This window comes from Nitrosococcus watsonii C-113, assembly GCF_000143085.1.
In the GTDB taxonomy this organism is placed as follows: domain Bacteria; phylum Pseudomonadota; class Gammaproteobacteria; order Nitrosococcales; family Nitrosococcaceae; genus Nitrosococcus; species Nitrosococcus watsonii.
In genome coordinates this window covers 1,530,375-1,552,358 of the sequence record NC_014315.1, presented here as the reverse complement: position 1 = coordinate 1,552,358, position 21,984 = coordinate 1,530,375, and the positions used below count along the sequence as shown (strand labels likewise).

The window sequence follows — 21,984 nt, the reverse complement described above, 5'->3', positions numbered from 1 at the left end:
AGGCAAAGAAATCAGCCGAGAATATATCGAATCGCCCTTTCCTGGCCTCCAGGCCCTATCAAAAAAACCATACTTGAGCGGTATTTAAGGAGAAAACACCTTCAACTCGCCGGGTTTTCGCAACATCTTATCAATCTCGCCCTGATGGATGACCTCCTCGGAAATCAACCGCCTCGCATATTCTTCCAGAAAGACCGAGCGTTCCTTTACTAAATCCAATAATTCAAAATAGGCATTGAGGGTGGCTTTTTCATGCTCGAGTGATTCTCTTAAAATGGCGCCCATATCATGGTTGTGGGTCTCCAGCAACGGACCGATCCCCAGGGAAGGATGCCCTCCAAGATGGGTAATCATCTCTCCTGCCTCGTGAGCATGCACAAGCCCCTCCTCTGCTTCCTTACGTAACCAGGAGACGATAGGTATCCGGCTATAGCCAAAAACCATGAACGAATAATGGGTATAACGCACTACCCCCGCTAGCTCCATCTCCAGAATTTGATTGAGTTTAGCTATGACTACTTGGGTGTCGATATCTTCACTACTCATACACAGCCTCTTTTATGATCATTGCTTCGTTTGTGTTTCCCGACGAATATCCGCCCACTCCTTAACGATCCTGCTTGCCGCCCCGGCTCCCAAGCCCAATTTCAGCTATCAATTCTAAAACCTACTTTCAAACTCACCTGCCAATGCCTTATTTGCCCCTTGTCATCCACCTCACCCCGGGTCTCGATCACCTCAAACCAACGTAGGTGTTTGAGAGTTTTCGATGCCTTGCTCAGCGCTTGCTGGATCGCATCTTCCATGCTTTTAGCAGAGCTTCCCGTTAACTCGATCTTTTTATAGACATGTTCCGACATAACAACCTCCCCTTATGGAAATATCCATCCGCAGGCTCATCTAGGGCCTATTATCGCCTCCAACTGAAATTTCACTCTTTCCATTGTTACAGGTTAGACAATAATCACCCAGTTTTATATAGGGCCAAATTTATTTACTCAGCGTCTACCTGGAGGGGAATTAAAACTTATGCCTCCATTTCCCATCGTTTCCAAATCCAGCACGCCTTTCTCCTGAAAAGGGAAAACGCGTCTGCCAAAACCCAAAGCACGCGTCAAATGTAATTGACCCGCAATTTCGTAATTCAGCTCCCGCTGGCCTTGGAGGGAAAGGATTTGTTGAACCAGGCTAATAAAAGTAGTGGTCACTCGCATTTCTGTCTCAGTACTTCCGAAACGAGGTACCGAAAAGGATTGGCTGCTGACCCCTTGGGCAAGCGGGTGCCCATTCAGATTAAGGCTGACCTCCATCCCATCAATAGATAGAGCGGAATCATTAGGATTATCGATGCGCAAACGCAACAGGAAATGCTGGGCCAGCATACTCGCCTCCCGAAATTGAAGATCGGTGAGATAGACTCGTGGCCGTTCATAGCTTGACAACGTAGCACAAGCCGTCAAGAGTAAACTCAAGCAGGCAAACATTCCCACCTTCGAGCCCAAAATCTTATTAATAAACAGCATTTAGATAATCAACATCCTTTTTTACTGTGATCGAAGCAAACCCTCTGGGCTGGAGCGTTCCGTCCGCGGAATTGAGCAAGGATTTCTAAATCAGCAACAATCGCCACCCCGCTACTGGCAAGCTGCTGCCCCGTGACTAGGTTTAAAGTTTTTCTTCTAGGTCTTGGAAGGTTTGGATAATACGCTCCAGCGCCCAATCGATTTGCGCTTGGGTAATGATCAGCGGCGGTGCTAGGCGGACCACCACTTCATGAGTTTCCTTACTCAAAAGGCCGTTTTTCATCAAGGCTTCGCAAACCGCTCGCGCCTTCGCCCATTGCGGATCGATCTCGATACCAATAAACAGACCCCGGCCCCGGACCTCCCGGATAAGGGAGCTTCGCAGCTGCCGGAGTTGCCGTAAGAAATAATCCCCCAATTCAGCCGAACGTTCTGACAACTGCTCTTCAACCAAAATCTTAAGAGCTTCCAGAGCCACGGCGCAAGCAAGTGGATTGCCGCCAAAGGTGCTGCCGTGATCTCCAGGCCGAAACACATCCATAACTTCCTTTCGGGCTAAAAACAAAGAGATGGGTAATAAACCTCCACCCAGCGCCTTGCCAAGAATAAGTCCATCCGGTTGCACCCCCTCATGCTGGCAGGCCAATAACTTACCGGTGCGACCCAACCCCGTCTGGACTTCATCACAGATGAGCAACACTTGTTGACGGCGGCAGATTTCAGCGCAACCCCGAAGATAACCCCTATCCGGGATAATAATGCCGCCCTCGCCCTGGATAGGTTCTACCAGAAAAGCCGCGGTACGAGGCGTGATTGCCGCCTCCAAGGCTTCCAAGTCATTATAAGGAATACATTTTAGCCCTGGCGGAAAGGGTCCAAATCCTTCTTGATACTGGGATTCAGTAGAAAGACCCACAATAGCAATGCTCCGCCCATGGAAATTCCCCTCACAGGCCAGAATTTCCGCCTGCCCTAGCGGGACTCCTTTCTCTTGATAGGCCCACTTGCGAGCTGCTTTTAACGCGGTTTCCACCGCTTCCATCCCAGTATTCATGGGCAGCGCCCGATCCTGACCACTCAATTCACAGGCATACGCTAGCAATGGCCCCAACCGATCGCTATAAAAAGCCCGGGAAGGCAGAGCCAAACGCTGAGCCTGGTAGGTAAGCGCCCGAACTAACCGGGGATGGGCGTGGCCGTGGCTTGCGGCGGAATAGGCGCTCATCATGTCCAAATAGCGATTCCCTTCCGTATCCCAGAGATAGACGCCTTCCCCTCTGGTCAAAACAACAGGTAAAGAATGGTAATTATACGCTGAATACTGCTTTTCCAGCTCGATGATAGGATTCATAGGGTAACCTCGATGGGGCAAAAACCGAAAGCAGCAGCTCACCAATTAGACGAACCGTTAGCTGTCTCTCATCCAAGGCAGGATTATATTCAGCGATTTCTAATCCCATCAAACGGAAATCGCCATGGAGCTGCCGCAGCAACGGTAGAAGTTCTTCCTGGGCAAGGCCCCCTGGCACTGGAGAACCCACAGCAGGTGCCTCTTTGGGATCAATAGCATCCAGATCAAGACTAACTCCAAATGCTATCGTCCGGTCCCGGACCCATTCCAAAGCCTCATAAAACACTTCACTTAACCCACGACGGCGCACTTCGTCCATAAAAAAAACCTTTACCCCTAATCGTTGAAGCAATTGATGCTCCTCCGGCTCGAAGCTGCGGACCCCAATAAGCACCACATTTTCTGGCAAGAACGTAGGCCCAGGACCTCCAATGGCGGTGAGCCGAGGATCTCCCCAGCCTAGCAGACAGGCCAGAGGCATGCCGTGCAGAGCACCACTGGGGCTGGTCTCTGGCAGATGAGCGTCCATGTGGGCATCTATCCAGATAAGCCCCACGGGTTCCGCGATTCGCCATCTTGAAACGACTCCGCTCCAGGTCCCAATAGCGCAAGTGTGATCGCCTCCTAGAACTACAAAGGGATCACCACTAGCAACCACATTATCGGTCACCTGACTCAGTTCCAGGGAAAGTGCCTGGACCGCAGCCACCGCACTTACTGAATTTTCCGGCGGCCGTACCGTGATCTCCCAGGCAACGGGCATTCCTTGCCGGCGCAGATGAGCTACTAAACCTCGACGGCGGAGAACCTCCGGACCTGCTTCGCAGCGACGATCAGGTGCGCCCCAACCACTTGCAGCACCAATGATACGAACGATCTTCATGGTCCATACCTCTCTTTTCCCTGCTTGCCTCTCCCTGCCCCTTCAAATTGGACTGGCAAAGCGCTGGTTTCGTTCAGGTATGCCCCGAGCCATAAAGTCAAAACCTAGATAATGATTTTTTTACCGCCTTATTACTTAACCTGAGTTCTGGATAAGCGGGGGGTGTCTCCTGGGCCAGGAATCTGGAAAACTCCTGGTGATGATGAGAGAAAACAACCAGGAGACATCCGTGATGAGCTTAGAGGCTTTATTTTGTGATGTCGATGATTTTTGCCAAGTCTTTTTACCCCAATGGGAACGAGAACTGCTGGCTTGCGGAGAACGGAAGCGGCGGCGCGCTGCAAGCCTCTCGGTCAGTGAAATCATGACGGTGGTGATCCACTTTCATCAGTCTCACTACCGGCATTTCAAAGGCTATTATCTGAGCTATGTCAGACGCCATCTCAAAGAGGCTTTTCCTGGGCTGGTCAGCTATCAGCGCTTTGTGGCCCTCATCCCTTCAGGGTTGATTCCCCCTGTGTGCTTATCTCCGGCAGCGTAAAGGTCAAGCCACGGGTGTGGCCTTTATTGACGCCACGCCCATCGCCGTTTGCCACAATCGGCGCATCGACCGCCATCAGGTCTTCAAAAAAATCGCCAGGCGGGGGAAAACCTCCATGGGCTGGTTTTACGGCTTTAAACTGCATTTAGTGGTCAATGATATCGGGGTGAGCTGCGCGCTTTCCACGTGACCCCCGGCAACGTCGATGACCGCCACCCCGTGCCCCATCTCACCAAGGGCCTCTCAGGAAAACTCTTTGGCGATAAAGGCTACCTTTCAAAACACTTATTTCAGGCCCTTTTTGAGAAGGGCCTCCAGCTGATAACCCCCATTCGCAAAAATATGCGTAATCGGCTCTTGCCGCTGTTCGATAAACTCTTGCTGCGCAGGCGCTCTTTTATTGAGACCATTCATGATCAACTCAAAAATATTTCCCAAATTGAGCACAGCCGCCATCGCAGCATTACTAATTTCATGGTCAACCTGGTCGCTGGGCTTATCGCCTACACCCATCAGCCGCTTAAGCCCTCACTTAATAAGTTTTTTCCCCAACATAAGTTTTTTCCCCAACAAAGGGATTTGATTGCCGCTCTTCTCCGAAAGTAGACATAGGGCCATGCCCCGGAATAAACCGAACTTCATCTCCCAAAGGAAATAGGCGCTCGCGAATAGAGCGGATGAGCGCGTCATAATCGCCCCGAGGAAAATCAGTACGACCAATGGAACCTTTAAACAGTACGTCTCCAACGAGGGCAAGGCGGCTGTCTGGATGAAAAAAAATCACATGCCCCGGTGTGTGCCCTGGGCAATGATAAACATTAAGTACTACCTTACCAAAGGAGACCGTATCCCTCTGCTCCAGCCAACGATCAGGCACGAAAGCCTTAACCGGAGGAAAACCAAACATCTCACTTTGTGCTGGCAGAGAATTAATCCAGAATTCATCTTCTATCTGGGGACCTTCAATAGGCACCTCTAGTCGGTGCGCCAGCTCGCCCGCACCGCCAGCATGATCGATGTGACCATGAGTCAGCAGAACTTTTTCTATCTTTAAACGGTTGACTTCAACCTTTTCTAATATTTTCTCCACATCACCGCCAGGATCTACCACTGCTGCCTTGCCACTCTCTGCGCAGCTAAGCAAAGTACAGTTCTGCATAAACCGGGTAACAGGCAAAATTTCAAACTTCATGTATTTCCTTATCTATCTATTTAGTTGGTCAAGAAAACACTTAACTCTGCTTTAATACCCGCAAGCAGATCTTTATCATCAAATCCATTAAGAATAGTCACCGGCGTTCCCAGCTGTATAAATTGCCGCAGCTCATCAATTTCCGTATTAGTAAGGGCAACACAACCGCGAGTCCAATCAAAATTGCGATGAATCATGAGTTTTTTCCTGGTTTCCACGCCGATCCCATGGATTCCAATAAATCCACCCAGCCGGGTCTGCTGTGGCGGAATACCATTTTTCTCTTGCTGGGCTCGATAAATATGGAGCAACTCCTGCCGTGAAATCAGACCTTTTTTATATCCAACCAAAGCGTCCCCACGGCTTGGGTAATCGAGATGTATAAAATAATGAAATTTATGACTTGGCCAAAAACCAACTACCTCATAGTTTCCTTCGGGGGTATGTTTATCTCCTTCAACACGCTTTCCACCCACACCTCCTCGGCCAAAAGCGGCATGGTATCTTTTAATGATCTGCCTCCCCTTTTTGACAATAAGCAATCGTTTTGACTTTATGATGATAAGTTCGTAGGGAAATTCAGTGGATGGTGCTGCTTCAACCAATGGATTGGCTAAAACTAATGCCCAGCTAACCAATAATTTCAACAATAAATTAGGCATTGCTCAAGGCTACTACCATTTTTTTGAAATTCTCGGGCATCTTCGCTATGTCCCGAGCTCTCATGAGCGCCGATAAGGACCACCGGCTTCTAATGCTATTATCGTCCCCTTTATCAGGCAACGTTCTCGGGTAATAAAATCAGCAACGGCAGCACGAAAAACAGGGTCTTTAAACCAATGGGCAGACCAAGTAAGCGTAGGCAAAAAACCTCTGCTTATCTTATGTTCTCCCTGAGCACCAGGCTCGAAACAGCGTAAACGGTGCTCAATACAATAGTCCAGGCCGCAGTAATAGCACAACTCAAAGTGCATACCCGCCAAGTGCTCGCTACATCCCCAATAGCGACCGTAAAGCGTGTCCTGGCTTCGTAGATACAAAGCCCCCGCAATAGGAGCACCTGCGCGCACGGCCAAGGCCAGTACCACAGCTTGTCCCATTGTTTGCCCCAGAGACTTAAAAAATGGCAACGTAAGGGCAGGATAATTCCCTTTGGCATTAAAAGTTGACCGATAAAATCGATACATAGCGCGCCATTCTAAATCGGTAACCTCGCTCCCGTGGATAACCTTAATCTCTGTTCCTCGAGTTTGGGCCTGACGGCGCTCTCGCCTGACCTCCTTGCGACGCTTGGAGGTTAAGGTTTCCAAAAAAGCATTGAAGTCCCGATAATCTCGGTTATGCCAGTGAAATTGATAACCCTGGCGCAGCAGGAAGCCACAATTTGCTAGCCGTTTTCTATCTTTTTGATGAGGAAATAACCAATGAAGGGAAGAGATTCCCCCTTTCCTTGCTAACCTAATCGTCATTTGGATAAGCTCGTCGACCATTGCTTCATCCGCTCCCGGCTTTAAAAGCAGCCGTGGACCCGTTACAGGACTAAAGGGTACAGCAACGACCAGTTTGGGGTAATAATGCTGCCCTGCCCGCTCCCAAGCGTCCACCCAAGACCCATCGAATACGAACTCGCCAAATGAGTTATATTTGAGATATAAGGGTACCGCGCCAATCAGGCTCCCTGGGCGATCTTCAGCGAGAAGATAGCGCGGCAGCCAGCCTACATGGGCACCTACACAACCGTAACGCTCAAGAGCGCTTAGAAATTCATAACGTAAAAAAGGATTATCGGTTCCCTCCAAGGCATTCCACTGCCCAGAGGCAACGGTTTCAATAGATTCGGTAACCTTAAATTCCACGGCGACCCTATTCCATCCAAGATGGTGATTCAAATTTTACAATCAGGGCATTCATTATTTTTTGGTCCTTTTTGTGCTACTATTTTAGCAAGTACAGTAATGCAATTAGCTGCCTATGAGATTTTCCAACCGCCCCCGTTACGCCATCAGCGCGATGATGAATTTGGCCTTAGTCAAACAGCAAGAAACAGTTACTTTGGGAGACATTGCCCAACTAGACAATATTTCTGTTTCTTATCTAGAACAAATATTCGCCAGCCTACGCCACCATGGCTTAGTGGAAGGAATACGTGGGCCAGGAGGAGGCTATCACCTTACACGCACTGCCGAGAAAATTACCATTGCGGAAATTATTGCCGCAGTGGATAAACAACCAGGCAAGCTCAACCCTTTAGCCATTGCCACCAATTCCGTAAGTGAAGCGGAACGCCTTTGGCATGATTTCAGCACGCGACTTTACGATTTTCTTAACCAAATTACGCTTGCGGATCTGGCGCAACGCTGGCCTCACCCGCATCCCTCCGGCAATCCCAGTTAGCATTTTTAACTGCTGGATCAGCACATCCTACGAGGAACGCCGAAGCTTAAGTACGAGACGGGCCAGTTCAGTAGGGCGCCTGACTTTCATCTTAGCCATAAGGCGGGCACGGTGGATTTCCACCGTGCGGATACTCACTCCCAATTCAGCAGCAATCACTTTATTGAGCTTTCCTTCGATAACTTTATCCAAAACATCTCTTTCCCGGGGAGTCAGGGAAGCCAATCGCTTTTCGATAGTATCCCGTTGAACGCGCTCGGTCCGCCTAATTTGGTCTAGCTCAATTGCTTCCTGAATAGACCGCAGTAGGGTCTCAAAATCAAAAGGTTTCAACAAGAAATCCACCGCGCCCTGCTTCACAGCCCGTACCACGGTAGGCACATCCGCTTGTCCCGTGATAAAAATAACAGGAATAAGGATCTGCTCGGAGGCCAAATAGGCTTGTAGATCCAATCCTGTGCTCTCGGGCATATGAACATCCAAAATAATACAACCCGGCTGATTGGGCTCATAAACTTTAAGAAAAACTTCAGCAGATTCGCAGATCTTTACGCGATAGCCTACGGACTGAAGCGACAAACCCAATGAGTTTCTGACCGCAGCCTCATCATCGACAATAAACACCATCGGCTCCCGTGTCGCCATAGTTAAGCTTCCAGCGGAAAGCCGCTTTCAATACTTACCTATCTAGCCCGCCATTGCCAAGAGCAGACTATTTAGGCGTTTAACGAACAAGGCAGGTTCTTCAAGCCGTCCCCCTTCGGCAAGCAATGCCTGCTCGAATAACAAGTTGGCCCAATCACTAAAATTTTCCTCTGACTCCTCCCCTTTAAGACGAACAATCATGGGATGAAGTGGATTGAGCTCAAGAATAGGTTGGATATGAGGCGCTTGCTGGCCCGCCTCCTTCAAAAGACGCTCGAGATAGCCGCTCATGTCATGCTGTTCAACCACTAAACAGACTGGAGAATCCGTTAAACGATGGGTTACACGCACTTCTTTAACCTTATCTCCCAGGTTTTTCTTAACCCTCTCAACGAGGTTTTGAAAATCTTCTTCCACTTCTTTTTGCTGCTGTTTTTCCTGCTCATCTTCCAAGTGGCCCAAATCAAGCTCGCCTTTGGTGACTGATTGCAGGGATTTCCCTTCAAACTCAGGCAGGGAAACCACCCACCATTCATCCACGCGATCGGATAACAGCAAGACTTCAATGCCCTTTTTACGGAACACTTCCAGATGAGGACTGCTTTTAGCAGCCAGAAAGTTATCCGCCGTAATGTAGTAGATTTTGTCCTGCCCTTCTTTCATCCGCGCTAGATAATCAGCCAGCGAGACAGTTTGTTCCGCCGTATCATGATGGGTAGAGGCAAAACGTAGCAATCGGGCTATCTGCTCTCGGTTACTGGTATCTTCCCCCACCCCTTCCTTCATGACTTGCCCAAATTCTTTCCAGAAATCTTGGTATTTTTGGGCTTCATGCTTCGCCATATCCTCCAGTAAACCTAGAATTTTTTTAACCGAACCAGCACGAATGCTATCGATCACCCGATTATTCTGGAGGATTTCACGGGAAATATTCAGAGGTAAATCGTTGGAATCCACGACTCCCCGCACAAAACGAAGATAGCGGGGCATGAGCTGCTCGGTGTCGTCCATGATAAAGACCCGTTGCACATAAAGCTTGATACCCTGCGTTCGATCCCGCTCCCAGAGATCAAATGGCGCCCGGCGTGGAATAAACAACAGCGAGGTATACTCTAGCTTACCTTCAACGCGGTTATGAGTCCAAGCTAGGGGCTCCTCAAAGTCATGGGCAACATGTTTGTAGAAAGCCTGATATTCCTCATCCTTGATGTCGTTTTTAGATAAAGTCCAAAGAGCGGTGGCTTTATTGATTTGCTCCCACTCCCCGTGGCTCTCCTCGGACTTCTCCTCGCCTCCCGTTTCCCTTTTCATTTCAATGGGTAAATCAATATGATCCGAGTAGCGAGTGACAATATGGCGCAAACGCCAGCCATCCAGAAATTCATCTTCCTCTTCCCGCAGATGCAGCGTTACCACCGTTCCCCGCGTCTCCTTCTCGATGGTCTCAATAGTGTAATTGCCTGCCCCGTCGGATTCCCAGCGTACCCCATGTTCCGGGCCGAGCCCCGCCCGTCGTGTTTCCAGAACAACCTTATCAGCCACAATGAAGGCAGAGTAGAAACCCACGCCAAATTGTCCGATGAGTCGCGCATCCTTAGCCTGATCGCCGGACAGGCTTTCCAGAAAGGCGCGGGTACCCGACTTGGCAATCGTGCCAATATTATCCACCACCTCCTGGCGCCCCATACCAATACCATTATCAGCGATAGTAAGGGTGCGCTTGTCTTTGTCATAACCGAGGCGAATATGCAGGACACTGTCATCCTCATAGAGGGCATCATCCGTCAGGGCCTCAAAACGTAACTTATCTGCCGCATCAGCCCCATTGGAGATCAACTCCCGCAGGAAAATCTCCGGTCGTGTTTTAAATTAGGAGAATTTATTAAATTAATGCTAGGCTAAGCCTATCAGCTCATCCAATGAACTCAAAGAAGAAAAAACAGGAGGCTCCGATGGTGCTTCTCCCCGTGCATTGTCCCTATTGCCAAAGCGATCGAGTAGTCAAAAGGGGAAGGAGTGAGAGCGGAGAGCAGCGTTATTTATGCCAGAATGAAGCCTGCGCCCATCGCTCCTTTCGCTTGGATTATGTGTATAAGGGTCGTTTGCCACAAGTCAAGCAGCAGATTATCGAGATGACGCTGAACGGGAGTGGGATACGAGATACGGCGCGGGTTTTAGAGATCAGTCCCCACACGGTGCTCAAGGAGCTAAAAAAAAAGAGTCCCGTCTTGAGTCGGTCAACCCCGCGCTGTTGAAGCGTTTGCCTGCAGAGCAGGTAGAAGTGCAGGTGTTGCGGGTTGAGGAAGCGGAAGTCGATGAAATGTGGAGTTTTGTGGGAAAGAAAACTAACCCACGCTGGTTGTGGCATGCCATCGATCATCGCAGTGGGCAGGTGCTGGCCTACGTTTTGGGAACCCATCAAGATACCGTCTTTTTGAAACTCAAAAGACTTCTTGAACCTTTTGGAATCACCCATTTTTATACCGATGACTGGGGCACGTATCAGCGCCATCTGGACAGTAAGAGACACCACATCGGCAAACAACATACCCAAAAAATAGAAAGAAAACATCTCACCTTGCGCACCCGCATTAAACGATTGGCACGCAAAACGATCTGCTTTTCCAAAACACGCCAAATGCATGATATTGTCATTGGGCTTTTTATTAATCGATATGAATTTGGTGTGCAAGTGTAAACTTGGAACCTCCAGATCTGGAACACTACCCTCGTGCCAATACCAATGAAACTAACAAGCATTCCCAGCAGGCTGGTTTTATAGCTGAGTCTTAAAAACCAGGGAGAGGATTTTTTTTTCAGATTAATATAATGATCCGGCTCCAAAGTAATTTTTTTAGCCAGCCGGGTATAATAAAAGAAAAAGAGGGTAGTTAAACAAAGGATAATAAAATCATAAACCGCCCAAGTAAGGCCGCTACTCAGTTCGTTTGGAGAAAGGGATTGGCCTGAGGTAGTAAAAAGCAATAGTAACGCGGCCGCGATTGCAAGTCCGAATTGTATCCAGAAAGCCATCCATCCAAGCAGACGGAGATTTTTGACTAATCTCAGAATTGCTTTGGAAAGAGGTGGTGATGCCACTTTTGATTTGATTCTATGAGAGAGTGTTTTGCCATAAAAAATTTTATTTTGCTGATAGGTTTTTAGCAAAATAACGCCTACCCAGATAACCACCAAGACGACTAAGGCAAGTGCTGAAATCTCATGTAATGCCTCGTAAAATTTTGCTAAATCAGCATCTTCTCCTTTCCCAACAGGAATCGGCAGACCCCAGAATTTAATAGAAACGCCGCTGGCGGTGGCCTGAAAAAAACCGCTGATTCCCAAAATTATTACGCACGCATAAAACAAAATGTATAGATTGCGGGTGAGGGCGCGTTGCCAGTGGGAAGTAGTTTCCGAAGGTTGAGGTCTGCCCAATATTAGCCATAGCAAAATTTGAAAAACGACTAATATCATGCTTGTCAATCCTAGCGAGATATGGAGATTGACAAAAAATGCTTGCTTCGGGGCTGTAGGCGGCAAGTATTGGAGGTACCCTCCCAGACCTATTAGCGCAAGGACTAGCAGAACCAATATCCAATGAAGCGTAATGAAAAAAAGGTGCCGTGTTGGGTGTGGCTGCTGCATATTAATGGTTAGTACTTAGGAGAGGAGGAATAAAAAAAGAGTAGATACTAAAAACTATAATGTCAAAATAACTTCGCCTGGCTAGTCTCTCGTTTGCTGTTCCCACTTGAATTATTTAAGCTCAAAAATGAATAATTTTTTCTCTCCTACTGGGGGAGCGTTGAGGTGGAAAAATGAATAGAAAACGTTGGATATTGGGCTTATTGTTAAGCCTTGGTTGTATTATCCTCCAGCCGGCAACCGCTGCAACACTCTACCGTTGGACTGACGCCTCGGACATAGTGAGATATGGTTATCAGCCGCCCCTGGGAGTCCAAGCTGTGCCAGCTAAGGAGGTACAAAGGGCATTGAAAAGGCGTGGACCGTCTGTAAATTGCCAAACCTTGGTGGCTGAGCACTTGCGTTTGATCGATCAGGAAATAGCCCGGATCAAGGCCCTACCTGCAGGTTTAGGACTGGCCTATGAACTAACTCCAGCAGTTAAACGGGAGTTAATTTTAGATTTGCTCGCTCACCGGGCAGCTTTGGTGACGGGGCGTAACGCTTCGGATTTTCGTTCCCCAAAACGTACTGAACTTGATCAGCTGAGGGCGCAATATGAGCAGGAAAAAAGCCAGTTATTGGAAACCCTGGAAAACCAAGAAGCCAAAATTCGTGTCCAGCGTGAACAAATCGAGCAAGAACGCCGATGGGCGGGAAGGGCGCTGTATTTTCTTCGCAGATCGTTTTCGCCGATAATTTGGTAGGCAACCGGCTAGGTTCCCTATCTTTTCTGATGCTGTTAGCCTGAATCCTGGCTAGTCGTATTGCTATCCCCGCTTGCCGAAGAAGGTTTTATTTTGCCGCACTCCGCCGATAGCTTGGACAATCAATGCAAGCAAGGAGTAGGTGATGCTGTGGAAGTACTGGGGGAAAGCGCAAGCTAGCACGGATAAAGGAGAAAATAACTGCCACCCTTTTGTCTACCATTCCCTGGATGTGGTCGCGGTAGCTTCTGCCTGGCCAGCAGTCAGTCACTAACAAGATCTCTTGGGGGCGCTAATAGCGAGACTGCTCAGCATTTCTTGGCTTGGGTACTGTTCTTCCTCGGATTGCATGATCTGGGCAAGCTCGATGTGCGGTTTTAGGCCAAGGCGCTAGAGGCAGTACGTGGCCTGAAAACGTACGATCCTTGGCCGGAGTCTTTATGGCTCAAGATTCCCACTCAAAACTACTGGCATGGCCCCGAGGGTTTCCGTTGGGGTTTGGCGGAGTTGCCCAACTACATCGGCTTTGACGGAGAGGATGAAGATGCCTGGTATGACTATGGGGAAGCATGGATACCCTGGCTATCCGCGGTTACCGGGCATCATGGGGTTCTGCCGGAGGAGGTGGAGAGCCCTAATGTAGCGGATATCCCTAAAGAAATCCGAGCCATGGACCGTGTTGCCCGGCGGGAGTGGGTCAGGAGCTTGGAAGCATGGTTTCTACACCCTGCGGGTCTCTCCTTGCAGGATCAACCTCCGGCCCTTTCTCCTTTACTGGCCGGGTTTTGCGCGGTTTGCGATTGGCTCGGCTCCAACAGCGATCCCCGCTATTTTCCCTACCATAACCAGCAGGAGGAGGAGTTGCTCTATTGGGAGCGACGGCAGGAGAACGCGGCCCGGGTTCTACAGGACAGCGGCATCTGCCGGATACCTCTAACACGGGGGGCATGCCTGTTGTTTTTCCAACTTTTATCCCCCATCAAGTCCAGACTCTCGTGGAGTCCTTGCCGACCGAAGCCGGGTTGACCATTATCGAAGCCCCCACCGGTTCCGGTAAAACAGAAGCAGCCCTGGCGTATGCATCAAAGCTTCTGGCGGCCGGCCTTGCCGACAGCATCGTGTTTGCCTTGCCCACTCAGGCTACCGCCAATGCCATGCTTAAACGTTTGGAGAGCATTGCTGGGATACTTTTCCCAGAAAACGATTCCAGCCTCGTACTAGCCCACGGCAAGGCCCGCTACAATCCGGATTTTATCGCCCTTAAGGAAGCGGTCCGACCCCATACCGCCCAAGCTCGTGAAGAAGCCCTGGTGCAGTGCGCGGAATGGCTGGTCCAGAGTCGCAAGCGGGTATTTCTCGGGCAGATTGGAGTTTGCACTATCGATCAAGTACTCATTAGCGTACTGCCGGTCAAGCACAAGTTTGTGCGCGGTTTTGGGGTGGGTAAAAGCGTGCTGATCGTCGATGAGGTGCATGCCTACGATAGTTATATGTACGGTTTACTCGAGGCGGTGCTATCCCAGCAACGGGCGGGGGGTGGTTCCGCTATTCTCCTGTCGGCTACCCTGCCTTATCCTCAGCGCCAGCAATTAGCCGCTGCCTGGCAGCCGAAAGCTTCGCTTGAAGAAGAAGCCCCCTATCCCCTGGTTACTTATCTGGGGGCTAATGAAGGGCCACAAACATGGCGTCCAGCAGAGGCGGAAATGCCCAGGCCGCGCACTGTTGGCCTGGACTGCCTGCGTTTGCCCGGCGCTTCGCCGGATGCAGGCTTGCGCTACCATATCATCGCGGCGGCTACTGCTGGGGCCCAGGTCGCAGTGATTTGCAACCTGGTGGATGATGCTCAGCGCCTTGCCAAGCAGTTACGGGCGCAGACTCAGGTGCCGGTGGATCTATTTCATGCCCGGTTCCGCTTTCGCGACCGGTTGGCCAAGGAACAGCAAGTGCTTAGCCAATATGGCAAGGAAGGACTTCGTGACAAGGGACGCATCCTGGTCGCTACCCAGGTGATTGAGCAAAGTCTGGATCTGGATTTCGATTGGATGGTGACCCAGCTTTGCCCGGTGGATCTCTTGTTCCAGCGGCTAGGACGGCTGCACCGTCATTCCCGACCTCGCCCTGACGGTTATGGGGAGCCTCGCTGTACGGTGCTATTACCGGAAGCCGCTGACTACGGTCCGCATGGGGTGATTTACGCCAACCGCCGGGTGTTATGGCGGACCGAGCAGCGATTGCAGCAGGCCAATGGCCAAATGACCTTTCCCGAAGCTTACCGGGACTGGATCGAATCGGTTTATGCCGAGCAAGCGTGGCCCGATGAGCCGGAGAGTATTCTTGAAGCCTATGACGGTTTTATGGCGGAACGATGGGCTCAAGCCCAGGCGGCCCGTAGTTTAGTCAATACTCGGATGAAGCCCTTTAAGGATGAGGACAATAAAATTCGGGTATTGACCCGTGATGGCGAGCAACAGCTGAATATGTTGCCCGTACAAAATACCGCCGATGGTTTGGCTTTGCTCGATGGCGACCTGCTCAGTCAGCTTTCCGAGTGGGAGAAAGCCGAGGTGTTAAATCAACAAACCGTTGCCGTTCCCAGTAGTTGGAATCAATGGCTACCACCCGCCGAGGATACTGGACTCCATATTCTGGCTATGGAACCGATAGAAGAAGGGATCTGGGAAGTTTTTTTGGATTCGGTTCGACTCCGCTACAGCCGGGAGTTTGGCCTGGAGAGAGAAAAAATATGAATTTACTCACCGATCCTTGGATTCCGGTATTGGACGATAAAGCTTTTCGGCCAATCAACCTCCAGGCGTTGCTATGCCAGGAAGCTGATGGGGATCTGGCGCTGTCCCGGGATGATATGGAATTGGCCTGCCTGCAATTATTGGTCAGCCTGACCCAGGTATTGTTTACCCCCGCTGATCAGCGGACCTTGCGGGTACGGATTAAAACCCCGCTGAGCGAGGCGGAATTCCAGCAGGGTATTGCAGATTATCGGGACTGGTTCGATCTGGAGCACCCGGACACGCCGTTCATGCAAACGCGGGGGGTACAGGCCGCCGAGGTTACACCGATTCAAAAGCTCTTTATTGGTTTGCCTGAAGGCAATAATCAGGCTTTTTTCAATGCCGAGGGCGAAATCAAAACAGTATGCGGTGGCTGCGCGGCTATCGGGATTTTTAATCAAGCCAATAATTGCCCCAGCTTCGGCGGTGGCTTCAAAGGGAGCTTGCGGGGCAGCGCGCCGATCACCACCCTGATTGATTCCCCCAAGCTGCGCCGGTGTATTTGGGAAAATGTTTTGCCTGAAAGTGAATTATGCCTCTATGGGGGAATGACTCCAGACCGGCCAGTTTGGGTGGAGCCTATTCGGGCAGGTCAAAAATTATATGGGAATCAAATTGGCCTGCTGCGGGGACTCTTTTGGCAGCCGGCCCGCATTGAATTGCTGCCGGAGTCGGGCGGTGCTTGCGATCACTGTGGGGCCAAGGTGGAACGGCGCTATTCGGGTTTTAACAAAGAAAAATTCCGCTACGAGTTCAAGGGTCTCTGGCTCCCCATAGCCCCCGGCTATTTAAATTGGCTAAAGGAGAGAAGGAAGAACGTTATGCCTCCTTTACCACTACCGCTCCGGCCTGGACTCGATTAACACAATTCCTGATCGACAAAACGGGCGATAAGGAGGGACATACTCCGGCGGCCGTGGTAAGCAGCCGGCGGCAGCGTAGCATGGGCAGAGGTCGCCGGTTGCAACTGCTGGTGGGCGGCTATCGCAATAAACAAGCCAATGTTATTGAGCGCCGTCATGAGCTGTTCAGCTTTTCTCCCGGATGGGAGGAAGGCGGTGAGCAACTGGCGCAGCTGGTCCAGGTTGGGTTAGAAATCAAGCAACTGCTGCGCGGCAGCTTGTATTGGGCGGTAAAAGGCCAAAAGAACGTATTCAAGGGCTTAGGAGTGAAAGTCCATGAACCAGCGGAAGCCCGTTTCTATGCCCTGAGCGAGCCGGTGGTGCATGCCAGCCTGCGGGAATTGGATGTTAGCGCTTTCCAGGCGCAGAAGGCTACTTTTATTGCTCGCCTGGTAACACTAGCCAGACAGCTATACGAAGAGGCTATCGCTCCTTATCAGCACGATCCGGAGTTGATCCACGCCATTGCCGCCGGGAGATCGAAATTTCATAAGGAATTAGCTCAGCTAAAGGAGACTCATCATGTCGACGTCCATTGATTTCGCTGCCCTGCGCTTCAGGTACGAGCAACTTGCTAATGGCCCACGGGCCGAGCTGCGCCGGGTGCGCTCGCCGGAAGGTTTGGCCAGCATCCCTGGTTTTTACCGGCTGCTTCCAGGACAAAGGGCCTCTGAAAAATGGCTGCGGGTAGCATTTTGCCTGCCTTGGCTCAAACATGCCCATGAGGCGCTCCCCTTGGGAGCGCAATTGGCAAAGCACCGTATCCATGAGCAACGCCTGTTCCAGGTCATTCGCAGCACTTCTCCTAATGATCTCCTCCAGCTGCGCCGTTTACTACAACAGGTAGAGCCTACAGTGAATTGGCAGCGATTTGGCTGGCAACTCTATTTTTGGCGGCCAGAGGACAAGCGCCGCCTGCTGGAAGAGTTTTACCTTGTCCATAGCGGTGAATCCGCGGCCTGATAAGCCCATAATGCGAAGAGTAATAGGTAATGAAAAATTTTATTAATTTCCATGTGCTGATCTCCCACAGCCCTTCTTGCCTCAACCGGGATGACATGAACATGCAAAAATCCGCGGTTTTTGGTGGCGTGCGGCGGGTGCGTATCTCCAGCCAAAGCCTGAAACGGGCTATCCGCCATAGTGATTACTATCGGGAATACCTGGGAAAACCCTCGGTGAGGACTCGAGAGCTGGGCCGGTTTACTAAAAAGTGCGTTCATGAATTGGAGGATCGTTATTCCCAGGACTTGGTCATCAAAGCTATTCAATGGCTATCGGACAAGGAAGGCATTGCTGATGATACGGAAGCTGACGCGGTTGCGCCCTGGGTGGTCGCCGAAGTGGCTAAATACTGCGAGGCGATCAAGATGGGCGAGACTGAAGAAGGATTTGACAATAAAAAACTCGCTAAAAAAATTGCTAAAGAATCCGCCGAATTCCGCGCGGCAACTTCCCAAGGGCTTGACATCGCCCTTTCCGGGCGCATGACCACCTCGGGGATTATGACGCCAGTGGATGGCGCTCTGGCGGTGGCCCATGCCATGACTACCCATGCCGTGGACAGCGACATCGACTGGTTTACTGCCGTGGATGATCTCGTAGCCGATGCCGGTGAGATAGGGGCGGGGCATCTCAATACCCAAGAGTTTTCCAGTGGAGTTTTTTACCGCTATGCCAGCTTGAATATCCAGCAATTACAGGAAAATCTTGGCGGTACTCCACGGGAGCGGGCACTGGAGATCGCTAAGCATTTGGCCCATCTGCTAGCCACGGTGGTGCCGTCCGCCAAACAGCAGAGCTTTGCTGCCCATAATCTGGCTGATTGCGTCCTGGTGAGTTTCGCCGATATCCCGGTATCGCTCGCCAACGCCTTCGAGGCTCCCGTGCAAAAGGGTAAGGCGGGCGGTTTCAAGGAACCCTCGGTGGATAAATTATTGCAATATTGGCAACAGATGCATCGCGGGTACGGACTAGATGAGCAGGCGGCCTTGTTTACCCTGGCCAGCCCCGGCACCCTGCCAGAGAAGATGGCATACCATGATACTCTGGCAGGATTGGCCGATTGGGTGAGGCATGGAAACCCGCTTTCCTAGGAGGCCAGCATGCAATCCTTTTTAATGCTAAAGCTTGCCGGCATGATGCAAGCTTGGGGCAGCCATACCTATGAGGTTTACCGCCCAAGCTTGAACTTTCCTAGCCGTAGTGGATTGCTGGGGTTGCTGGGGGCCTGCCTGGGCCTGCGCCGGGACGACGAGGCCGGGCAATTAGCCTTGGCCCAGAGTATACGCTTTTCCGTGCGGGCAGATGAGCGCACCTTCTCTCCCGTTAAGCTGGCCGATTTTCATACGGTTCTCGATGCCCGCAAGGTTGGGGGAAAAATTAGCCACTATCCCGTGGTCTCCCGGCGGGAATACCTGTGTGACGCTTCCTTCACGGTCGCCGTGAAAGCAGCGGCGGCAGCCCCTATTCCCTTGGCTGCGCTGATTCAGGCAGTGCAGCAACCAGTGTTTACGCCTTATCTAGGCCGGCGCAGTTGTCCTTTGCAGCGACCGTTGTTCGAAGCCGTCGTTGAGGCGGCTGATAGTCTTGCTGCCTTAAGTCTCGTCGAACCCTTAGGCGGCGTGATCTATAGCGAGGAAGGGGAAGCTGAGTTACCGCAATTGCGCCTTCGGGATGAGCCCATCATCGTTCGGCCCCGACAGTTTGCTAGTCGACGGGCCTATATCCACTCCAGTAGCCGAGGGGAAAGCCATGTACCTGAGCAAGATTGAAATCGACTGGCGCTATGCCCGCGATCCCTATCAATGGCATCGCTCTCTCTGGCAACTGTTTCCGGGCCAGGGAGTTGCCGAGCGCAGTTTTTTATTTCGAATGGAATGCCCCCGACCAGGTCAAAACGTCCAATTGCTGCTGCAATCAGAAGCAGCCCCAGGGGAGGCGGCCGCAGGTATTAGAGTCGTAGCTCGCCGGGACTATCCACTTTCCCTGCATAGTGGCCAGTTTTTGCGCTTCCGGCTTATCGCCAATCCCATCAAAACCATTCGCGACGGTGAAGGCCGGCTAAATCGGAAAGGGGTGGTGAAGTCATGCCGGGTGCCGTTGCTACAGGAGGAACAGCAAGAAGCATGGTTATCACGCAAGCTGAGTGGGGCTGCAATGTTAGAGAGCGTTATCCCAACGCTGCGGCCACCCTTATATTTTAGAAAAAATGGCAAGGCTGGTAAATTGGTGACCGTTACCTTTGATGGGGTCTTCCAGGTAGTTAATCCCCGTGTTTTGGCGGCGTTGATCCAAACGGGAATTGGCCCCGCCAAAGCTTTTGGCTGTGGTCTTTTGAGTCTGGCGAGGATTTAACCCATGCTACCTCCTCTTAAGCCTATACAAATGAAAGAGCGGGTGTCGATAATTTTTATCGAATACGGCCGAATTGATGTGCTCGATGGAGCCTTTGTGGTTATCGACAAAACCGGCATTCGTACCCATATTCCGGTGGGGTCCGTCGCTTGCCTTATGCTGGAGCCAGGGACGCGGGTTTCCCACGCGGCCGCTGCCTTGGCGGCCCGGGTCGGAACCTTGCTGGTATGGATCGGGGAGGCGGGCGTGCGACTATACGCCTCGGGCCAGCCCGGCGGGGCGCGCGCCGACCGTTTACTGTATCAGGCTAAACTGGCCCTGGATGATACAGCGCGGCTCAAGGTCGTGCGTAAAATGTACGAGATTAGGTTCAATGAGAAACCGCCGGAGCGGCGCAGCATCGAGCAGTTGCGGGGGATCGAGGGAGCAAGGGTAAGAAAGATGTACCAACTGCTGGCTAAGCGCTATGGCTTGCAGTGGGAGAAACGTCAGTACGATCCCCACAACTGGGATAGTAGCGATTCGCTCAATCGTTGTGTCAGCGCGGCCAACGCTTGTCTCTACGGTGTCACCGAAGCGGCGGTGTTGGCTGCTGGATATGCACCGGCGGTCGGTTTTATTCATACGGGCAAACCCCTCTCATTTGTTTATGATATTGCGGATATATTTAAGTTTGATACCGTGATTCCCGCCGCTTTTCAGGTTGCCGCCAAAAAACTACATGGCGGATGTGAACGTCAGGTGCGTTTGGCTTGCCGAGATATTTTTCGTCAGACTAAGCTATTGGCAAAAATTATCCCCGCTATTGAGGAAATCCTTGCCGCCGGTGAGTTAGCGCTGCCACCCACTCCAGAGGAAGCTGTTCCTGTGGCCATTCCCAACTCAAAGAGTATTGGTGATGCTGGTCATCGTAGTTGAGAATGCTCCGCCTCGGCTGCGTGGCCGTTTGGCCCTCTGGTTGTTGGAGGCGCGGGCTGGTGTTTATGTAGGTGATTTATCTCGTCGAGTGCGGGAGATGATCTGGCGGCAAGTAGAGGAGGGCATCGAGGAAGGCAATGCAGTTATGATCTGGAGCACAAATACAGAGTCTGGATTTGATTTTGCTACTTTAGGTCAAAATCGGCGTATGCCGGTAGAACTTGATGGCTTAAAGTTGGTTTCATTTTATCCACCAGAGCAGGCTGAAAATGCTCTTTAAAAATAAGGAATTAAAAGAACTGCTACACTATCGAAAAGGCTTATCGGTTCAGTCAATTTCTCGGTGGAAATTTAAGAACCACTTTTTGTTTTATTTAACAAAAAGTTAGAATAAGTCCGTTCCCCACAGGCGTGGGGATGAACCGAGATCATCGGTTTCCATCACTTCTACTTCCCCCCGTTCCCCACAGGCGTGGGGATGAACCGAGGGGCATGCTTTCCCAGAGAGCATTTCTAATACGATAGCCATTTCGTAGACTTCGCTTCTGGTTATCTTGGATTTTATGAGTGTCAGAATATTGCTTATGGAAGCTATTTTATTGATTGTGTTGCTGTCTAGAATACTGCGCTGGATAAGTATCCTATCAACGCGGCTGTTCCCTAATAGGCGTTGGCTGGAAGGAGTGTTTTGTTTTAGTTTTACTGCCGCCATTCTTGGTGCCTGGCTATGGAGGACCGCCGACCACGTAATCGAGCTGATGGTAGGGTGGTGGCTCATTGTCAGTAGCAGGGTACTGCACCGCAAGATTTCTCCTGCGCCGTTGAAGTGGCGTCCCCAAGGGGATTCGAACCCCTGTTACCGCCGTGAAAGGGCGGTGTCCTAGGCCGTCTAGACGATGGGGACAGTTTCTATTGTTGCCTGGGTTTGTGATACACCTTGATGCACCGGGTACCTGGTGGAGCCAGGCGGGATCGAACCGCCGACCTCTTGCATGCCATGCAAGCGCTCTCCCAGCTGAGCTATGGCCCCTGCAAAAGAAACGTGCACTATATGTGTTTGACGGCAATATGTCAAGATTTCTTTTATAGTTAAAC

At 50.9% G+C, this 21,984-nt stretch carries 21 protein-coding genes, 2 tRNA genes and 4 pseudogenes; 14 read left to right on the top strand and 13 right to left on the bottom strand.

What is annotated here, in order from left to right:
• Positions 1-84: 84 nt before the first annotated feature.
• From NWAT_RS06990 to NWAT_RS06970, 5 genes are all read right to left on the bottom strand, one after another.
• Positions 85-546, bottom strand: a complete 462-nt coding sequence (locus NWAT_RS06990; RefSeq protein ID WP_013220422.1) for a ferritin-like domain-containing protein — start codon at positions 544-546, stop codon at positions 85-87.
• A gap of 101 nt (positions 547-647) precedes the next feature.
• Complete coding sequence (locus tag NWAT_RS06985; RefSeq protein ID WP_013220421.1) at positions 648-860, bottom strand: dodecin; 213 nt, start codon at positions 858-860, stop codon at positions 648-650.
• A gap of 138 nt (positions 861-998) precedes the next feature.
• A complete protein-coding gene (locus tag NWAT_RS06980; protein WP_013220420.1) occupies positions 999-1,523 on the bottom strand; it encodes an LEA type 2 family protein in 525 nt (174 codons plus the stop codon).
• A 142-nt stretch (positions 1,524-1,665) separates the two neighbouring features.
• Complete coding sequence (gene rocD, locus NWAT_RS06975) at positions 1,666-2,874, bottom strand: ornithine--oxo-acid transaminase (protein WP_013220419.1); 1,209 nt, start codon at positions 2,872-2,874, stop codon at positions 1,666-1,668.
• On the bottom strand, positions 2,831-3,757 hold the full coding sequence (locus NWAT_RS06970; RefSeq protein ID WP_013220418.1) for an arginase: 927 nt from the start codon (positions 3,755-3,757) through the stop codon (positions 2,831-2,833). The genes rocD and NWAT_RS06970 overlap by 44 nt, the downstream gene beginning before the upstream one ends.
• 232 nt (positions 3,758-3,989) lie before the next feature.
• Here NWAT_RS06970 and NWAT_RS06965 point away from each other — a divergent pair.
• Positions 3,990-4,904: pseudogene (locus NWAT_RS06965) on the top strand (IS982 family transposase).
• Here NWAT_RS06965 and NWAT_RS06960 read toward each other — a convergent pair.
• The 3 genes from NWAT_RS06960 to NWAT_RS06950 are packed head-to-tail and all read right to left on the bottom strand — an operon-like array spanning position 4,831 to position 7,346.
• Positions 4,831-5,490: an MBL fold metallo-hydrolase gene (locus NWAT_RS06960; protein WP_013220417.1), complete on the bottom strand. Its 660-nt coding sequence runs from the start codon at positions 5,488-5,490 to the stop codon at positions 4,831-4,833. The pseudogene NWAT_RS06965 and the gene NWAT_RS06960 overlap by 74 nt on opposite strands.
• 20 nt (positions 5,491-5,510) lie before the next feature.
• Complete coding sequence (locus NWAT_RS06955) at positions 5,511-6,152, bottom strand: L,D-transpeptidase family protein (protein ID WP_013220416.1); 642 nt, start codon at positions 6,150-6,152, stop codon at positions 5,511-5,513.
• Between the two features lie 60 nt (positions 6,153-6,212).
• On the bottom strand, positions 6,213-7,346 hold the full coding sequence (locus NWAT_RS06950) for a GNAT family N-acetyltransferase (RefSeq protein WP_013220415.1): 1,134 nt from the start codon (positions 7,344-7,346) through the stop codon (positions 6,213-6,215).
• 115 nt (positions 7,347-7,461) lie between these two features.
• Between NWAT_RS06950 and NWAT_RS06945 the strand changes: the two genes are divergently transcribed.
• Positions 7,462-7,884: an Rrf2 family transcriptional regulator gene (locus tag NWAT_RS06945; RefSeq protein ID WP_013220414.1), complete on the top strand. Its 423-nt coding sequence runs from the start codon at positions 7,462-7,464 to the stop codon at positions 7,882-7,884.
• A gap of 27 nt (positions 7,885-7,911) precedes the next feature.
• Here NWAT_RS06945 and NWAT_RS06940 read toward each other — a convergent pair whose 3' ends face one another.
• Complete coding sequence (locus NWAT_RS06940; RefSeq protein ID WP_013220413.1) at positions 7,912-8,529, bottom strand: response regulator transcription factor; 618 nt, start codon at positions 8,527-8,529, stop codon at positions 7,912-7,914.
• A gap of 42 nt (positions 8,530-8,571) precedes the next feature.
• A pseudogene (htpG, locus tag NWAT_RS06935) lies at positions 8,572-10,383 on the bottom strand (molecular chaperone HtpG); the annotation flags it as partial.
• A 98-nt stretch (positions 10,384-10,481) separates the two neighbouring features.
• On the opposite strand from htpG, the gene NWAT_RS18190 reads away from it, so the two are divergent.
• Positions 10,482-11,227, top strand: a protein-coding gene (locus NWAT_RS18190; protein ID WP_422615527.1) for an IS1 family transposase whose coding sequence is annotated in 2 segments (ribosomal slippage) — positions 10,482-10,737 and positions 10,737-11,227 — 747 coding nt in all. Because the reading frame shifts where the segments join, the coding sequence is not laid out codon by codon here.
• 35 nt (positions 11,228-11,262) lie between these two features.
• Here the strand turns inward: NWAT_RS18190 and NWAT_RS06925 are convergent.
• Positions 11,263-12,177, bottom strand: a pseudogene (locus NWAT_RS06925) (DUF3611 family protein); the annotation flags it as partial.
• 173 nt (positions 12,178-12,350) lie between these two features.
• Here NWAT_RS06925 and NWAT_RS06920 point away from each other — a divergent pair.
• From NWAT_RS06920 to cas2e, 11 genes and pseudogenes are all read left to right on the top strand, one after another.
• A complete protein-coding gene (locus NWAT_RS06920) occupies positions 12,351-12,923 on the top strand; it encodes a DUF4124 domain-containing protein (RefSeq protein WP_013220412.1) in 573 nt (190 codons plus the stop codon).
• Positions 12,924-13,068: 145 nt separating this feature from the next.
• Positions 13,069-13,197 (top strand): HD domain-containing protein, encoded by a 129-nt coding sequence (locus tag NWAT_RS16995; RefSeq protein ID WP_198342184.1) that lies wholly within the window; start codon positions 13,069-13,071, stop codon positions 13,195-13,197.
• A 233-nt stretch (positions 13,198-13,430) separates the two neighbouring features.
• Positions 13,431-13,949, top strand: coding sequence for an HD domain-containing protein (locus NWAT_RS16650; RefSeq protein WP_157679834.1), 519 nt, complete (start codon positions 13,431-13,433; stop codon positions 13,947-13,949).
• On the top strand, positions 13,871-15,670 hold the full coding sequence (gene cas3 / locus NWAT_RS06915; protein WP_157679832.1) for a CRISPR-associated helicase/endonuclease Cas3: 1,800 nt from the start codon (positions 13,871-13,873) through the stop codon (positions 15,668-15,670). Before NWAT_RS16650 ends, cas3 begins: the two co-directional genes overlap by 79 nt.
• Positions 15,667-17,153: pseudogene (gene casA, locus NWAT_RS18000) on the top strand (type I-E CRISPR-associated protein Cse1/CasA). Before cas3 ends, casA begins: the two are co-directional and overlap by 4 nt.
• Complete coding sequence (gene casB / locus NWAT_RS06905) at positions 17,137-17,577, top strand: type I-E CRISPR-associated protein Cse2/CasB (protein ID WP_013220411.1); 441 nt, start codon at positions 17,137-17,139, stop codon at positions 17,575-17,577. Before casA ends, casB begins: the two are co-directional and overlap by 17 nt.
• A gap of 29 nt (positions 17,578-17,606) precedes the next feature.
• A complete protein-coding gene (gene cas7e, locus NWAT_RS06900) occupies positions 17,607-18,710 on the top strand; it encodes a type I-E CRISPR-associated protein Cas7/Cse4/CasC (RefSeq protein WP_013220410.1) in 1,104 nt (367 codons plus the stop codon).
• Positions 18,711-18,719: 9 nt separating this feature from the next.
• Positions 18,720-19,388 (top strand): type I-E CRISPR-associated protein Cas5/CasD, encoded by a 669-nt coding sequence (cas5e, locus tag NWAT_RS06895; protein WP_013220409.1) that lies wholly within the window; start codon positions 18,720-18,722, stop codon positions 19,386-19,388.
• The gene (cas6e, locus tag NWAT_RS06890; RefSeq protein WP_013220408.1) at positions 19,369-19,971 is read left to right on the top strand and encodes a type I-E CRISPR-associated protein Cas6/Cse3/CasE; all 603 of its coding nucleotides are present in this window, start codon (positions 19,369-19,371) and stop codon (positions 19,969-19,971) included. The genes cas5e and cas6e overlap by 20 nt, the downstream gene beginning before the upstream one ends.
• Positions 19,972-19,974: 3 nt before the next feature.
• Entirely contained in the window at positions 19,975-20,889 is a 915-nt protein-coding gene (gene cas1e, locus NWAT_RS06885) for a type I-E CRISPR-associated endonuclease Cas1e (RefSeq protein WP_013220407.1), read from the top strand.
• On the top strand, positions 20,870-21,169 hold the full coding sequence (gene cas2e, locus NWAT_RS06880) for a type I-E CRISPR-associated endoribonuclease Cas2e (protein ID WP_013220406.1): 300 nt from the start codon (positions 20,870-20,872) through the stop codon (positions 21,167-21,169). The genes cas1e and cas2e overlap by 20 nt, the downstream gene beginning before the upstream one ends.
• Positions 21,170-21,716: 547 nt before the next feature.
• Here the strand turns inward: cas2e and NWAT_RS06870 are convergent.
• Together NWAT_RS06870 and NWAT_RS06865 are read right to left on the bottom strand one after the other, a co-directional pair.
• Positions 21,717-21,793 (bottom strand) — tRNA-Glu (locus tag NWAT_RS06870).
• Between the two features lie 50 nt (positions 21,794-21,843).
• Positions 21,844-21,919, bottom strand: a tRNA-Ala gene (locus NWAT_RS06865).
• Between the last annotated feature and the right edge of the window lie 65 nt (positions 21,920-21,984).

What these genes read in the sequence shown, in the direction of transcription:
- NWAT_RS06945 (WP_013220414.1), top strand. Translation starts at nt 7,462, where the DNA reads ATGAGATTTTCCAACCGCCCCCGTTACGCCATCAGCGCGATGATGAAT.
- NWAT_RS06970 (WP_013220418.1), bottom strand. Translation starts at nt 3,757, where the DNA reads ATGAAGATCGTTCGTATCATTGGTGCTGCAAGTGGTTGGGGCGCACCT.
- cas5e (WP_013220409.1), top strand. Translation starts at nt 18,720, where the DNA reads ATGCAATCCTTTTTAATGCTAAAGCTTGCCGGCATGATGCAAGCTTGG.
- cas6e (WP_013220408.1), top strand. Translation starts at nt 19,369, where the DNA reads ATGTACCTGAGCAAGATTGAAATCGACTGGCGCTATGCCCGCGATCCC.
- rocD (WP_013220419.1), bottom strand. Translation starts at nt 2,874, where the DNA reads ATGAATCCTATCATCGAGCTGGAAAAGCAGTATTCAGCGTATAATTAC.
- cas7e (WP_013220410.1), top strand. Translation starts at nt 17,607, where the DNA reads ATGAAAAATTTTATTAATTTCCATGTGCTGATCTCCCACAGCCCTTCT.
- casB (WP_013220411.1), top strand. Translation starts at nt 17,137, where the DNA reads ATGTCGACGTCCATTGATTTCGCTGCCCTGCGCTTCAGGTACGAGCAA.
- cas3 (WP_157679832.1), top strand. Translation starts at nt 13,871, where the DNA reads ATGCCTGTTGTTTTTCCAACTTTTATCCCCCATCAAGTCCAGACTCTC.
- NWAT_RS06990 (WP_013220422.1), bottom strand. Translation starts at nt 546, where the DNA reads ATGAGTAGTGAAGATATCGACACCCAAGTAGTCATAGCTAAACTCAAT.
- NWAT_RS06980 (WP_013220420.1), bottom strand. Translation starts at nt 1,523, where the DNA reads ATGCTGTTTATTAATAAGATTTTGGGCTCGAAGGTGGGAATGTTTGCC.
- NWAT_RS06920 (WP_013220412.1), top strand. Translation starts at nt 12,351, where the DNA reads ATGAATAGAAAACGTTGGATATTGGGCTTATTGTTAAGCCTTGGTTGT.
- NWAT_RS06985 (WP_013220421.1), bottom strand. Translation starts at nt 860, where the DNA reads ATGTCGGAACATGTCTATAAAAAGATCGAGTTAACGGGAAGCTCTGCT.
- cas2e (WP_013220406.1), top strand. Translation starts at nt 20,870, where the DNA reads ATGCTGGTCATCGTAGTTGAGAATGCTCCGCCTCGGCTGCGTGGCCGT.
- cas1e (WP_013220407.1), top strand. Translation starts at nt 19,975, where the DNA reads ATGCTACCTCCTCTTAAGCCTATACAAATGAAAGAGCGGGTGTCGATA.
- NWAT_RS06940 (WP_013220413.1), bottom strand. Translation starts at nt 8,529, where the DNA reads ATGGCGACACGGGAGCCGATGGTGTTTATTGTCGATGATGAGGCTGCG.
- NWAT_RS06960 (WP_013220417.1), bottom strand. Translation starts at nt 5,490, where the DNA reads ATGAAGTTTGAAATTTTGCCTGTTACCCGGTTTATGCAGAACTGTACT.
- NWAT_RS06955 (WP_013220416.1), bottom strand. Translation starts at nt 6,152, where the DNA reads ATGCCTAATTTATTGTTGAAATTATTGGTTAGCTGGGCATTAGTTTTA.
- NWAT_RS16995 (WP_198342184.1), top strand. Translation starts at nt 13,069, where the DNA reads ATGCTGTGGAAGTACTGGGGGAAAGCGCAAGCTAGCACGGATAAAGGA.